Here is a 14012-nt window from a genome sequence, read left to right as displayed (position 1 = left end):
TAGAATGAGCAGATTTTCCATAATAAGACCGATCAACGGTACAATGGGTTTCATATCAACCTATATCTCCGCATACATAGCGGTGGGAAGCAGGATCACGGCTCATTTGGTTCCGGTTACAATGGCTGCCATAGCTGTTTTTCTTGTCACGTCCGGTGGCAACATAATCAACGATATAGTGGATGTGGAAGTGGATAGAATAAACCATCCAAAGAGGCCGCTTGTCACTGGAGAGATGTCCAAGAGAGAAGCTGAAACCATATTCCTGGTTTTATTTGGCATTTCCATAGTTATATCGGTTTTCATCTCCATAGTTGCGATGCTCATAGTTATATTGGCCGAAGTGCTGCTCGTATCCTACGAATATTTTCTTAAAAAGACCGGACTGCCCGGAAACGCAGTCATAAGCCTTCTTATAGGTCTGATCTTCATCTTCGGCGGGGTATCCGTATTCTCTTACAGTAGGATGATATTCCTCTTCTTACTTGCATTCACATCCAACATGTCGAGAGAAATAATAAAGGACGTCGAGGACGTTAACGGAGATTCTGATAGAATTACGTTTCCAAAGAGATATGGCGTTAAAAAGGCGATAATGCTTTCAGATATAATCATAGCTGTCCTAGTTATTGTCTCTTATCTGCCCTTTGCCCTTCACATTCTATCCATTTACTATCTGTACGTTGTTCTTGTGGCGGATGCACTGTTTATAGCCTCAGGCGCGATATCATCAAGAAATCCAACGTCTGGCCAAAAGGTATCAAAGTATGCTATGATAGTGGGCATGGCGTCGTTCCTCGCAGGTGCATTCTGATGACTGTACTAGAAGAGATGATACAGAGATCGAAGAGCGGCAAGGTGCATATGACCCTGATAGATCCAGCTTCAAAGCCCCCTCAGGAATGTGCACGTATAGCGGAGGAGGCAGAGATGGCCGGAACGGACTTCATAATGGTAGGTGGTTCAACGGATATCGACATGAGGATGATGGACGAGGCCATCACTGCCATAAAGGATCGTACAGATCTGAAGGTGATCATATTCCCTGGTTCATCGCTCATGATCTCGTCAAAAGCCGATGCAATATTTTTCATGAGTCTGCTCAATTCAGGCAACATCGATTATGTGGTTGGGCATCAAGTTAAGGCTGCCATTCCGCTTTCATCCATGCCTATAGAAAAGATACCGATGGCATATCTCGTTTTCTATCCTGGAATGACCGTGGGACGAGTAAGCCAGGCCAGGTTGATACCAAGAGACGATGAAAATACCGCATTATCCTATGCGCTGGCTGCGCAGTACCTTGGCTTCAGACTGCTTTACTTCGAGGCTGGTAGCGGCTCTCCCTATCATGTCAGCGAAAATGTGATCAAGAGGGTTAAAAGTGAAGTGCAGATACCGATCATAGTTGGAGGGGGCATCAGGACTGCAGAGTCCGCAAAGTCATTGGCGTTGGCCGGTGCTGATATGATCGTCACAGGAACAATAACTGAGAGGGCATCCAACGTATATGAAGCCCTGCACCCTATAATCGAAAGCATAAAGGAAATAGGGTTGTCGAAAATACATTGATAATCAAAGATAAATCAATAATCAGACAGGTATGGCAATCCCATCTCCCCTTGGATCGGCAGCACCCACGACAACACCGTTTGGAAGCATAGTGGTTATCTGAGCGGTACCAAATTCAGGTGAAACCTCTTTATTTCTTATGCCTCTGGTCTTTGAGTATTCGGACAGATATTCTGCGAGATGCGTAGATTCGACATATATTGGGCCTGGATCCTCGTAGATGGTGTATGGCTCAGCCCACCTTGGCCTGTCTATAATGGCCTGAGGATCAGAGTTTTCTCTGAGTACGTTCATCAAGATCTGCATCTGAACCTGTGGTTGAATGTCGCCCCCCATCGATCCAAATGAGGCATACAGGTCACCACGCTTCTCAACTATGCAGGCCGCTAAGGTATGAAAGGTTCTCTTGCCTGGCATCAGTGCGTTAGGATGAGTTTTGTCAAGGCTGAAGTATGTACCTCTATTCTGCAATACAAAACCTGTACCTCTTGGAACGATGCCAGAACCGAAGCCCATGTAGTTGCTTTGAATCATGCTGACGGAACGCCCCTCTCCATCGCTTATAGAAAAGTAAGTTGTATCTCCTCTATCCGGATCTTTGTTTTCCTGCCTTGCGAAAGAATCGATTCCCGAATCTTTATAATTTGGATTCTTCATGAAGGTAGGATCCGTTATATATCTTCTCTTCTCATACGCGTTATACATCGATTCCATCAGATCGATCGCCTTGACATCGGCCATGGATTCTGTCCCATACCCCCTTTGGAAAAGATTCTCCACCCAGTGAATCACTGTGATACCCTGGCTGTTCGGTGAGGTCTCATATATTTTGAAATCATCAAGGGCAGTGCATACCGGTCTACGCAGTACTGGGCTATACGCCTTGAGATCTTGATCATCGATCAGTGAACCTGCGTCAATTAGCCCGGCAGCTATGGTTTCAGAAAGCCTTCCATCGTAGAAGGATCCATAGCCATCTTCAGCCAATGATTTCAGAGTATTGGCAAGATCTGGCTGTTTGAAAATTTCACCTGGTGCTGGGGATCTGCCGCCAGGCATAAATATTGAAGACCAGCCAGAGTATCTTCCAAGAAGTGTTGCACTGCGTGTTATGGACTCCGAATAATTCTGTGTAACTGGGAAACCTTCCCTTGCCATGCGTATGGCGGGTTTCAGAATTTCATGAATATCCAGGCTTGCATATCTCCTGTATATCGTTTCCCAGGATCCGACAATTCCAGGAACAGTGATGGCTGCATATATTCCTCGCTCCGGTATTCTGCTCATGCCCATTGATTCATAGAACTCTATGCTGGCTGCTCTTGCTGACTGTCCGCTACCATTCAAATCAATAATTTCACCGTTTTCGTCTCTTATGAGTGCGAAGAGATCACCACCAAGGCCGCAGAGATTGTTCTGTGTTACGCAAAGTGCAGCACTGACTGCCAGTGCAGCATCGAATATGTTGCCACCAGCTTTCATGACGTCTCTGCCAGCGATCGAGGCAAGCTCACTGGAGGAGGCGATAACGGCTTTATTTGAGAAGGCATTTGGTCTGCTTCGTTTCACATCTCCTCATGCAGTCTTGATTATATATCATTTGCCGTAAAAAATTAAAATTTTTTTCAAAAAAATTATTTATTTCGCGGTAGTTAGTGCTTGGCTGCTTCTGTAATTGACATAGACATACAATGAGAGCATGAGCGCCAGAAGTGTGAAGCCTACCGCGGTAGTGAGAATGGTTCCAAGCACCATTGGTCCGGTGGTCACAACCTGCGAGAGAACTAATTTGCCTCCCATTGCTGTTGGATACACCGTGAAATAAAGGGAATAGATCGAGATGATGAGCAACACGATGAAGATCGCTTTGTTAGATAGGAGGTTCTTTGCTATGTTCAGGAGATACATCGCTGGTACACCCATTATTATGAGGGCGGGTATGACTATGATTGGACTGATGTGTACGCCCATCTGTACAAGCGATATGATGCCGAGAACGAATCCGAGTACTGCAGATATAATTCCCACCGTGGCGAATCTCCTAACATCATACAATGCAGGCGCCAGCCCGAAGGTTATCAGCACTGCAGAAATTATGAAGAGTATATCTCCGGGTGCTACCATCCATTTAATTACATTGAATGTGACCTGTGCATTATTAACAGAACTCAAGGAGTTTACAGGATTTCCTGTTATGGAAATGCTCACTCCATGACCGCTGATCACTGCTGAAACAAATGCCAGAAATACAACTGAGAGGAGCAATGTTGAGGTCACATATATGTAATATAGCTGCCTGTCGGTGAAGATACGCCTTTTCTCTGCGAATTCCCCCAGTATTATTGCCACGTTTCTTATAATGAAGAGAATGAGAAATACAAGGAGCAGCGCAGCAAATGCAAATGCCACTGGAATCAATATGCCGGCAAACGTTGCATCTGTCTCTACCACGAACATGGCAAGAAATGTGCCTGTGACTTCCCATACAGGGGCCACATATGCCATTATCTTAGATCCGCTGTTTTTCCAGTCAAGGAGAAGCATCACACCCCCCATTAGTTCTGTGAGAAGGAATGCTATAGCCGCAGCTGTGGTAAAAAACTGGATTGCAAAGAGTGTAAGCACCTATATCACCTCCCTGCCACTGCTGAAGAACCAGTGGATCTTATTTCGGATCTGAGGTCTCCCTTCTTCATGAGCCTGAATGCATACCAGTATGAAAATGGCATAAGTACTGTATAGAAGGCCATTATCAGATAACCAGGAACAACAATCGATGGTGAATAGTTAGCCGCCTGATAGACTGTCATTACGTTGTAGATTATCCATGGCTGTCTTCCCACCTCATCTGTGACCCATCCAGCTATATAGATTGGTATGGTAAGTATTGCGAATAATATCTGTGCTATCATGAATCCTTTGTTTTCATATGGCTTCTTCTTGAGTATCCAGGCTATGAGAGTCACAAAGAGGTACAGCCCTATAAGGGAGCCGCCAAGAACCATCAGATCGAAGGTATCATGAACAGCAAGCGGTGGCCATGTACTAGGATTAAACTGTGAAAGACCAGGTACAGAGGTATTGAGGTTTCCGTTGCCCGCGAGAAGGCTCTGAAGCAAAGGCACTTTTATGCCTCCCACCACGACATAATGCCCGTTCTGTTCAACGATGGTTCCGAATAAGTGTTCTGGGGCATCCTTTGCGATCGGGTATGGATTCAGATCTAGGGCGGCGTATTTTTCTGGCTGGTATGCAAGAAGACCACTCATTTCCAGTGTGCCCGAAAGCCCAGCCATTATTATCAGAAACATGTTCATGGGGAAGGTTACCTTCAGGCCCTTGCGCCAGAGATTCTTTTCCTCGAACGTCTTTGACCTGAGGTACTGATAGGCAAAGAAAGCTCCAAGAACCATAAGCCCTGAGAATGCTGTAACTATTGCCACATGGAATATTTCGCGTCCAGTAGACGGCGTCATTGCGGTTATGAATGGATTAACGTCTATTATCTTGCCCGTCTGCTCGTAGTAGCTTATATTGAATCCATTGGGCGTGTTCATCCAGGCGTTGATCATGGTTATGAAAACAGCAGATCCGAGTGTGCCTCCAGCTACGCCGAAAGTCAGAAGCCAGTGATGCATCCTGTTCTTGAATACATCCCAGTAGTAGTAATAGGAAACCAGCATTATTGTTTCCAGGAAGAATGCGAATATCTCATAATAGAACGGGAGGACACCGACCACTGCTATCACGGTCATAAATTTTGGGAACAGATCTATCAGTTCCACCGCCATGACGGCACCTGAGGCTGTTCCAACGGCGAAGAACATGACCAACGCCTTTGCAACTCTACGCGTCAGTATGTCATAGTAGGCATCCTTGTACTTTATGGCAATGTATTCCAGCACTGGCAATATAACCGACAGTCCAATACTCATCAGGACGATAAGAATATGTGAACCTATTGAGTACGCGAATAGCAATCTGTCAAACGTACCTATGTTCATATTAATAAGAATACATAAGAAGTATTTAAAACTAAAATTAAATAATTATAAAATAGAAATTGCGAAAAATAATTATTCAGAAAGATAAGAAAAGCTCACAATTATGAAGAAATTCTTGACAGCACTTCTTCAACTGTTTCTGATGGGGGATAGCACATTCCATACCCGCAGACATTGTAATTCTTGGATTCTTCCACGCTGAATATGGCGTTATGCAGAAGCGATCTGTGCATGATTTCTTCTATCTTTGGCAGTTCGGAATATACATGCTTTGCATTCCGGTGGAATTCAGCGGATCGAACCATTGAGGGATAAGCCGCAGGGAACGAAATGACGTTTCCGAATACGTTTCTTATAAGGCCATCCGAGGTATCATGAAGATCTATATCATCCGTTAGCAAGGATATTTCATCCAATACCCTGACGAAGACAGCATAGGATGATTCTATTTCCCCGTCGGCAGGATCCAGATCGGTGATCTCAGAGGAATATGCCAATTTTCCGTCTTTGATCAGAACCATGGCCTTCTTGGCGAAGTTTTTTGCCTTTTCAAGATATGTTTCATCAAAGGTTGTTTCAAACATATCGATCATTGCCTGAGAAAGAAAGGCGTAATCTTGGATGGTTGGTATTTCCAGAATCTTACCGTTGAATAGTCCATGCACAACGGATCCCTCGTTCAGCTTGATGATCCAGGACGAGAGATCCGAGGCACGTTTCAGATATCTGGCATCCGAAGTGGATCTATATGCCCATGTCAGCGCTGAAATCATCATGGCATTCATGTCGACAAGTTTTTTCCTGTCTATGAATACATCATCCCCTTCCTTTATGGATCTGAGCTTCGACATTCCGATGACCAGGGCTTCCTGCACATCCCTGGATTGGGTCAGATCGTCAAATTCATTGTATGTGCCTGAAAAATAGAGAAAATTCATCCCTCTGTTTTGTCCGAACGGATCAGAAAAATTTCCATTTACATTGATATCATATACGCTTGTGAATTTTGGAAATGTATCACCAAGTAACGCCTTAATATCGTCATACCGAAAGAGGTAATGGCCTCCTTCGACACCCTTATAATCGGCATCCATGGCGGTATAATAAGCTTCACCGTCATACATGTATCTGTCCATGAAATTATAAATATCATCGATCATTTTCACATAAAATTGATCTTTGAAAAGAAGAAACATCTTCGTGTAAACCTTCATCAGCTGAGCCTGCGTGTAGGTCATCTTTTCAAAATGTGGTATTATCCACATAGAATCAGTTGAATACCTGAAAAACCCTCCGAACAATGGATCGTGAACACCACGGATGGCTATGGTCTTGAGGGTTGTTTCCAGAAACCTCTTGATATTATCATCATGTCTGTCCTCATATCTTTCAATCAGAAACTCAAGAACTGGCGTATTGTAGAATTTGGTCTGTCCCGAAAAACCACCATCCGTGAAGTCAAGGTATCTTGCTATTAATTCATAAAGGCGATCGCCTATGGACTCTGTTATCTTGGCTGAAATGCCTGATCTTTCCTCGAGTGCGTCAATTACGGCTTTCGCTTGGTCATCAAATTGTTGAGGGTTCCTGATGTACATTTGAGAAAGCTGAATCAATATGGTTTTCAATCCTGTCATGCCGTTCCTGTCCTCTTTTGGAACATAAGTCATGGCGAAAACCGGCCTGCCGTCAGGCAAAAGAATGACGTTCAGGGGCCAACCTCCGTTCCCATTTATAACCTGAGATACCTTCATAAAATATGCATCAAGATCCGGCCTCTCCTCGCGATCAACCTTGACTGCTATATAATGATCATTGAGTATTTTCGCGATCTCAGAATCGACGAAGCTCTCATCATGCATGACATGGCACCAGTGGCAAGAGGAATAACCTATACTAAGGAATATAAGCTTGTTCAGCTCTTTTGCGGTTCTAAGCGTTTCCTTGGTCCAGGCACGCCAGTTCACAGGATCATCTGCATGCATCAGCAGGTATGGACTTGAGCTTCCAGCCAGTTCATTCGACATGAGGTTCTATTTGTTTTTGAATTAATAACTTTCTCTATTTTTGGCTGCAACAAAAAGCAATTTCATGATCCTCCCAACATTGAAATACCCGGATTGCGCAATCAGGCTCCTCATACCATCTCTTCAAGCATTTTCTTCATGGTTATGGCATTCTTTGGCGCATAGCCGTTGTAATCGTTGTTGAAATATATATAGACTACTTCAGGATCCATATCGACTATCTTCTGCGCAAAGGCTCTCAGCCTGTCATCCGGATAATAAGTGGCATAGCCATTGACATCACCATGGAGCCTCAGATAAACTATCGAATCTCCTTTGAACCATAGAGGTATTCGATCAGAACTTATGGCCGCGATGTGCATGTCGGTTCTTTCCAATTGGGACATTGCTGACTCTGAGAACCATGTGACATTTCTGAATTCAACAACATTGCAGAATTTTTTGTTAATGACACTTTCTATGAGAATGAGATTTTCAGGAGAATATTTGAAGGAAGGCGGAAATTGATAGAGTACACATCCGAGTTTCCTTCCAAGCGCATCAATAGCGTCGTAGAACGAAGTAAGATCTTCCTCAACGTCTCTAAGCTTCTTCACGTGTGTTATTGATCTGTTCATTTTCACGCTGAATATGAAATCGTCGGAGCTTTGTTTTTCCCAAGATCTAACTCTCTTCCTATCTGGAAAAGAATAAAAGGATGAGTTGATCTCCACAGTGTCGAATTTGCTCATATAATATTTGAACCATTCTTTCTTATCAAGATCCTCCGGATAGAAAGTTCCTCTCCAATGTTGATAATACCAACCAGAACAGCCTATCCTGATCTGCATTTTACCACGTGTACTGATCTTGTAAACTTTGCTTTTTTCTGCCAAGGATCGATATGGACCTGCACGTATAGATCTTTAAAACTCTAGCTACTGTGATCCATACGGCATTGTATGCCCTTGGTACCATCCATTTCCTCATCAACACCGGCTTCTTTACATTTTCCGGTGGGGTGCAGATTCTGTCGATCATACCGCATAAACCTTCGTGATGGATTGAACCGGTCCACAAATATAATTCATTTACTCATAAATTTTTTGCGTTACGAAGATCCATGTATTAGCAGACAGAGCTCAAGTTCTCAGCTTTCTGAGGATCCTGGTCTTCGATCACCATATAAAGATGAAATGATGAAAGCCTTTTAACATGTGGGTTCATTTCCGTATATGAGATATCTCATAATAAGCGATGCTCATGCGAATATAATACCGGTGTCTCGCGTGATCGAGGAGGAGAAGTACGATAAGCTTATATTCTGTGGAGATGCCGTGGATTATGGCCCAAATCCAGCGGAGGTTCTCGATATAATCAGAAGCAACGCAGATGTCATTGTCTCTGGAAACCATGACTATGCCGTTGCATATTCAGTTGATTGCAGGTGTGGAGAGGAAAATCACGACCTGTCCATCTATACGCGCAATAACATAACGATCAGGAAACTCGGAAAAAATGACATATCCTATCTCAAATCTCTTAAGATCAGGGAAGAGATGGATGTGGATGGTTTGAAATTTCAGATAATACATGCCTCGCCACGAGACGAACTGTATGGATATATGTATCCATGGTCTGTTCCAGATCATATGAAAAGTGCAATAGGGGCTCCAATCGGCCCTGCAAATTACTTCGTAGGGCACACACACTACCAATTTGTCCTTAGATATGCCGGGAACTTTATCATAAATCCAGGATCCATAGGACAGCCTAGAGATCAGAGGTTTCCCTCATATGCTGTCTACGATCCTGATAAAAATTCTATAGAATTGAAAAGGTTCGATTACGATCGTTCAAGGTTGAGATCAGAATTGAGATCGCTGATCGAGGATAAGGAGGTACTTGCCAGGATCTATACGCTTTTCGGTATGTGAAAGGCGATCCGAAGGTAGTTCAGCAATTACGTAAAAAAGAAGTATCAATTTGTAATATGTGAATGATAAATTAATGAAATGTGTAGTTTGTGGCAAGAATGAGGCCATTGAACATGGCGTATGCAGCCAGTGCCTTTATGAACGTGCAAATATCGAAAATATAGGCAATGTTAATATAGCAATATGCCCTAAATGCGGATCTGTTAGGATAGGAAAGAAATGGTACAGAGAAGATTACGCCGATCGTCTTTTACCACTTATAATGGATGAGATAAAATGCACCGATCCAGTGGCCAAGATCACTGGCGATCCCAAAAGTATATATTTCGATGAGTCCAGCCGAAATTTGGTATTGAAGGTCAGCATCGAAAGACAGAATATGGATTCAAAAGTTGAAATCGTTTCCGTTCCATATTCGGTCAATTATATAAGCTGTCCAACTTGTAATAAGGTTACCGGATCCTATTTTGAGGCCACCATACAGTTGAGAACAGTGAGTATGAAATATGACGATATGCTGTCAGGAGTTCTGGAATCCATTGAAAAGATAATGGAGAAAAGAAGGAAGATGGATGCCGCATCTTTCATATCAAAGATAGAGAAAAAGCCTGAAGGAATAGACATATATCTGGGAAAGAAGGGCGATGGAGATCTCATATCTTCCTTCATACTGGATCACTACTTCGCCACGCTTATAGTTTCAAAGTCGTTGGCGGGAGTAAAGGAGGGTAGGAAATTCTTTAGGTTCACTTATTCACTTAGAATTCTGGATGCTCCGGAAGGTGCGATAATCTCGGTGGACAAAAGGAAATACATTTTAACTGCGGTGAGAAACAGACACATAGATGTGATAGATGTGGATACCGAGGAAAGAGGAAGGATAAACAGAAATGTCTTCTTTTCCAATGATGGTAAGATCATAACGAAGGAACCTCAGGTGAAGAATTTTATAGTTATCTCAAGGACTGAAGATGAAAGCCAGCTGATGGATGCTCAGACATTCAGGATCATAACAATAAAGGGCAGGACTGAGGGCAACGAGATCAAACTTTTCACATATAAAGGCAAATATTTTTTATGAATCGATATTATTTTTATACATAACCTTTATATAATAATTGGAAAATGATGATACTGGATGAAAATCTCTGTGATGGGTCTCGGTATATCTGGTCTTTATCTTTATAAACGATTGAAAAAATCAGGTTTCGACGTTGATGCCTTCGATGTCAAGAGACCGAACCATTACATACCGTGTGCGTATGGAACGAATTTCAACCAGATGAAGGAGTACATGTCAAAAATCGATCTTGATTTTGAAGGCTATGTATTACACTGGGCAGAAAACGTTACATTCGCAGGAGAAAATGGTTCTATGGTTGACTTTAGGCCATCAGGCCTCATAACATTCGATCGCAACAGGCTTCAAGAAGATCTTCGAAGAGATATAGATATTAAAAATAACAGAGAAACAGATATCATCGTTGATGCAACCGGGGTCTCCAGATATTATTTAGGGCAGACGCCTGATGATGTGACATATTTCACAAAGGAGTATCTCACAGATTCGCAGATCCATGACGATTTTTATTTTTTATTCTTAAAGAATGGTAGTGGATATTTATGGGAATTCCCGCTTGGGTCAGGCCTATCGCATGTGGGCGTCGGCTCAATAAGGCGTGAGGATCTTGCCTTCATAGATGCTTATCGAAGATTGAGGATAACAGGCAGGAAGATACGGATGAAACCTTTATTCGAAAAAGCTGTGAAAGGCAATATAATTGGAATAGGCGAGGCAATTGGAACCGTATCACCGCTAACTGGTGAAGGAATAATTCCATCCATAGAATCTGCAGAATTGCTCTACAGATCCATATCTGAAGGTGGCACTCTGAATGAAATTGAGGACAGATATGTCCGTAGTCTTAAGAAGAATTTCTCTGCTTATTACGCCCTTTCAGAATTTGTCAGCCGTGTACAGCGAGGGATGCTTGTAAACTTTTCAAATATAAGATATCTTCCTTTGATATCCAGAGATCTAAGGCACTTCGGGATAGATTTTAGTCTGTCCAAGGCACTCAAAGCCATCATTTGATTCATCGATCCATTTTCATCCTGCTCATCCTATTGTAGCCGATCCGCGGAGCATGAGAGATCCGTTAGCATAGGCTGATACAGTTAATCTTTTTAATAAATTAATAATGAAGGGGCATGGAATTTAACTTACATGCAGTATCATCACAGGAAAAAGAAAGAGACTTTGATGTTGTCATAGTCGGTGCAGGCGCAGCAGGATTTTCTGCTGCAGTATATGCTGCAAGGTCCGGATTCTCAGTCGTGATCCTTGACAAATCCGTTGCGGGCGGCCTGACTGCAGAGGCACCTCTTGTGGAAAACTATCTTGGATTCAAAAGCATAGTCGGCTCTGAACTCGCAAAACTTTTTTCGGATCATGCTGCTAACTATGCAAAAATCAGGGAAGGTGTGGAGGTCAGATCCATAAAGAAGACCGCAAGTGGATTCGATATAGAGACCAGCGACGATATCTATCATGCGAAGTATGTTGTGATTACGACAGGAACAACGCATAAGCATCTTGGCGTTAAAGGTGAATCTGAATACTTTGGAAAGGGGACCTCTTACTGTTCCACATGTGATGGATACCTGTTCAAGGGAAAGCGAGTCGTTGTTATAGGTGGAGGAAATTCAGGAGCCATAGCGGCCATATCCATGAGCGAATATGTGAAAGATGTAACTATAATCGAATACATGCCCAAATACATGTGCGAAAATGCCTACGTACAGGAGATCAAGAGCAGGAAGATACCATATATTATGAATGCACAGGTAACTGAGATTGTGGGGGATGGAAAGAAGGTAACAGGTGTTAGATACAAAGACAGAACAAGTGGAGAGGAAAAGGTCATTGAAACAGACGGAGTCTTTGTGTACGTCGGCCTAATCCCACAGACATCCTTCTTGAAGGACAGCGGCGTAAAGTTGGATGAAAGAGGCTACATAGTCGTAGATTCCAGACAGAGGACAAGCGTCCCAGGCATCTACGCTGCCGGAGACGTCACCTCTGGAAGTTTCGCCCAGATAGCTTCAGCGGTGGGTGACGGCTGCAAGGCGGCACTCTCAATGTATTCCGATTCAATATCAAGAAAGTAGAGATCCGCCGACGATACCACCGCTCAAAGTTAGAATTCAAACAATATAAATATGTACCTATATTTTTTGAAACGGATCATTGATTCGATATATCCAATTTTATAGGAAATTTATGTTTCTATAAGAACTATAAAACTCCCATCCTTGACCATGATGTACTCGAACTTCTACCAATGATAGAATTTAATGAAAAATAATTCAAGACTTATAAGAATGGCCCTATGAGAATGGCCTTGGTAAAGCTCGAATACAAGCCTGTGTGCACTATTGATAGATCCAGAATGAATTAGATGTCTGGCCGGAGATCTCTTCCTTGAAAGTAAGTTCTGAATATTCAAGTTAATAATGGCTTGCGGAATACTTGTCTTCTTTCAATTTCTTCACGCTGATGAAACGGTTATTTCACCGTACATCCCGTGTTCGGCGTGTCCTGGATATGTGCATATGTACCACAGAGTCCCTGTCTGGGCGAAACTGAAATCATAGACATAATAGGCAAAATGGCCTTCAGATTGGGGTGGTAGATATGGCATCATTGACCCCATTTCACCCATGTTCCCCATGATTGTATAGCCATACGGCGGAGCCATATCGGTTATGACAAAGTTATGATAAGAGTCCGTGTCTACATTGACTGCATAGAACCTTACAAGACTTCCGACTCTTATTATAAGATGAGGATTATACAGTCCAAAAATTTCAAAGCTGTACATGCTGGGAGAATTCATTGGCCCGAGCATCACGAGGATCGTTGCACTGCTGTTTATGAATATCTCATTTGAATCCGGCAGAACACTAATGTTGCTGGTTGTAGCGTTCAGTGCCTCTAACTGTGATGCGCTTAGATACCCGGTTTCGGTTGTTCTTCGATGCTCAACGATGATCGAAGCGGTCAGAAGCAGAAGAACAACTATAAGAATTCCGATAATAATTGTTGTCCTGCTTTTCTCCAAATAGACACCTCCGTCAGGACGATCCTAAACCTTTATAAAGAAGTTAGGAGTTTGAGGGAAGCAGTAAAACTCTCTCTTCGTACAGGAGATACACGGACTCCCTTCAATGGAAATATTTATAGATCGTCTTCCCATATTCTCTTGTATCATCCATGAAAACCAAGTGGATGATAACTGAATAGGATCGATGAGATCCGAATAGACGCCTGTGGAGATCGCAACCTCCGTAACCCTTCTTCCAGACGTGATCCGAAAGAAAGTTTCCAATGACGGGAAAATGCGATCTGGCAGTATGGGGACCGAGTTTGGTCGTTGAAGCAGGAAGATCCGAAGCTTCAGCTGAGGAGTAGCTCACATAATAACATCCTG

At 42.9% G+C, this 14012-nt stretch carries 13 protein-coding genes; 6 read left to right on the top strand and 7 right to left on the bottom strand.

Going from position 1 to position 14012, the window contains the following annotated elements; genetic code table 11:
• The first annotated feature begins 4 nt into the window (after positions 1–4).
• On the top strand, positions 5–814 hold the full coding sequence (locus tag DMB44_RS06010; RefSeq protein WP_110641805.1) for a UbiA family prenyltransferase: 810 nt from the start codon (positions 5–7) through the stop codon (positions 812–814).
• Positions 814–1572 (top strand): geranylgeranylglyceryl/heptaprenylglyceryl phosphate synthase, encoded by a 759-nt coding sequence (locus DMB44_RS06005; RefSeq protein WP_201796940.1) that lies wholly within the window; start codon positions 814–816, stop codon positions 1570–1572. The genes DMB44_RS06010 and DMB44_RS06005 overlap by 1 nt, the downstream gene beginning before the upstream one ends.
• Before the next feature lie 21 nt (positions 1573–1593).
• Here DMB44_RS06005 and DMB44_RS06000 read toward each other — a convergent pair whose 3' ends face one another.
• From DMB44_RS06000 to DMB44_RS05980, 5 genes are all read right to left on the bottom strand, one after another.
• The gene (locus tag DMB44_RS06000) at positions 1594–3141 is read right to left on the bottom strand and encodes a gamma-glutamyltransferase family protein (RefSeq protein WP_110641801.1); all 1548 of its coding nucleotides are present in this window, start codon (positions 3139–3141) and stop codon (positions 1594–1596) included.
• A 69-nt stretch (positions 3142–3210) separates the two neighbouring features.
• On the bottom strand, positions 3211–4197 hold the full coding sequence (locus DMB44_RS05995) for a hypothetical protein (protein ID WP_110641799.1): 987 nt from the start codon (positions 4195–4197) through the stop codon (positions 3211–3213).
• Between the two features lie 5 nt (positions 4198–4202).
• Positions 4203–5576, bottom strand: coding sequence for a cytochrome ubiquinol oxidase subunit I (locus tag DMB44_RS05990; RefSeq protein WP_110641797.1), 1374 nt, complete (start codon positions 5574–5576; stop codon positions 4203–4205).
• A gap of 101 nt (positions 5577–5677) precedes the next feature.
• A complete protein-coding gene (locus DMB44_RS05985) occupies positions 5678–7603 on the bottom strand; it encodes a thioredoxin domain-containing protein (RefSeq protein WP_110641795.1) in 1926 nt (641 codons plus the stop codon).
• Between the two features lie 110 nt (positions 7604–7713).
• Positions 7714–8478 carry a DUF72 domain-containing protein gene (locus tag DMB44_RS05980; RefSeq protein ID WP_237265329.1) on the bottom strand — a complete coding sequence of 255 codons (765 nt, stop codon included), beginning with the start codon at positions 8476–8478 and terminating at the stop codon, positions 7714–7716.
• Between the two features lie 339 nt (positions 8479–8817).
• On the opposite strand from DMB44_RS05980, the gene DMB44_RS05975 reads away from it, so the two are divergent.
• From DMB44_RS05975 to DMB44_RS05960, 4 genes are all read left to right on the top strand, one after another.
• Entirely contained in the window at positions 8818–9519 is a 702-nt protein-coding gene (locus DMB44_RS05975) for a metallophosphoesterase (RefSeq protein WP_153280177.1), read from the top strand.
• Between the two features lie 73 nt (positions 9520–9592).
• Positions 9593–10600, top strand: coding sequence for a 60S ribosomal export protein NMD3 (locus DMB44_RS05970; protein WP_110641791.1), 1008 nt, complete (start codon positions 9593–9595; stop codon positions 10598–10600).
• 57 nt (positions 10601–10657) lie between these two features.
• A complete protein-coding gene (locus DMB44_RS05965) occupies positions 10658–11614 on the top strand; it encodes an NAD(P)/FAD-dependent oxidoreductase (RefSeq protein WP_110641789.1) in 957 nt (318 codons plus the stop codon).
• Positions 11615–11730: 116 nt separating this feature from the next.
• Positions 11731–12690, top strand: coding sequence for an NAD(P)/FAD-dependent oxidoreductase (locus tag DMB44_RS05960; protein WP_110641787.1), 960 nt, complete (start codon positions 11731–11733; stop codon positions 12688–12690).
• A 380-nt stretch (positions 12691–13070) separates the two neighbouring features.
• On the opposite strand, the gene DMB44_RS05955 is transcribed toward DMB44_RS05960, so the two are convergent.
• Together DMB44_RS05955 and DMB44_RS05950 are read right to left on the bottom strand one after the other, a co-directional pair.
• Positions 13071–13643: a rusticyanin gene (locus DMB44_RS05955; protein WP_110641786.1), complete on the bottom strand. Its 573-nt coding sequence runs from the start codon at positions 13641–13643 to the stop codon at positions 13071–13073.
• 103 nt (positions 13644–13746) lie between these two features.
• A complete protein-coding gene (locus DMB44_RS05950) occupies positions 13747–13998 on the bottom strand; it encodes a hypothetical protein (protein WP_110641784.1) in 252 nt (83 codons plus the stop codon).
• Positions 13999–14012: the final 14 nt, after the last annotated feature.

It is taken from the genome of Thermoplasma sp. Kam2015 (assembly GCF_003205235.1).
GTDB lineage: Archaea > Thermoplasmatota > Thermoplasmata > Thermoplasmatales > Thermoplasmataceae > Thermoplasma.
This window is presented reverse-complemented; position numbering and strand designations above follow the sequence as displayed.

Bases quoted from the DNA above. Each gene is read 5' to 3' on its own strand.
- DMB44_RS06010 (WP_110641805.1), top strand. From the start codon at position 5: ATGAGCAGATTTTCCATAATAAGACCGATCAACGGTACAATGGGTTTC.
- DMB44_RS05970 (WP_110641791.1), top strand. From the start codon at position 9,593: ATGAAATGTGTAGTTTGTGGCAAGAATGAGGCCATTGAACATGGCGTA.
- DMB44_RS05965 (WP_110641789.1), top strand. From the start codon at position 10,658: ATGAAAATCTCTGTGATGGGTCTCGGTATATCTGGTCTTTATCTTTAT.
- DMB44_RS05975 (WP_153280177.1), top strand. From the start codon at position 8,818: ATGAGATATCTCATAATAAGCGATGCTCATGCGAATATAATACCGGTG.
- DMB44_RS05985 (WP_110641795.1), bottom strand. From the start codon at position 7,603: ATGTCGAATGAACTGGCTGGAAGCTCAAGTCCATACCTGCTGATGCAT.
- DMB44_RS05990 (WP_110641797.1), bottom strand. From the start codon at position 5,576: ATGAACATAGGTACGTTTGACAGATTGCTATTCGCGTACTCAATAGGT.
- DMB44_RS05960 (WP_110641787.1), top strand. From the start codon at position 11,731: ATGGAATTTAACTTACATGCAGTATCATCACAGGAAAAAGAAAGAGAC.
- DMB44_RS06005 (WP_201796940.1), top strand. From the start codon at position 814: ATGACTGTACTAGAAGAGATGATACAGAGATCGAAGAGCGGCAAGGTG.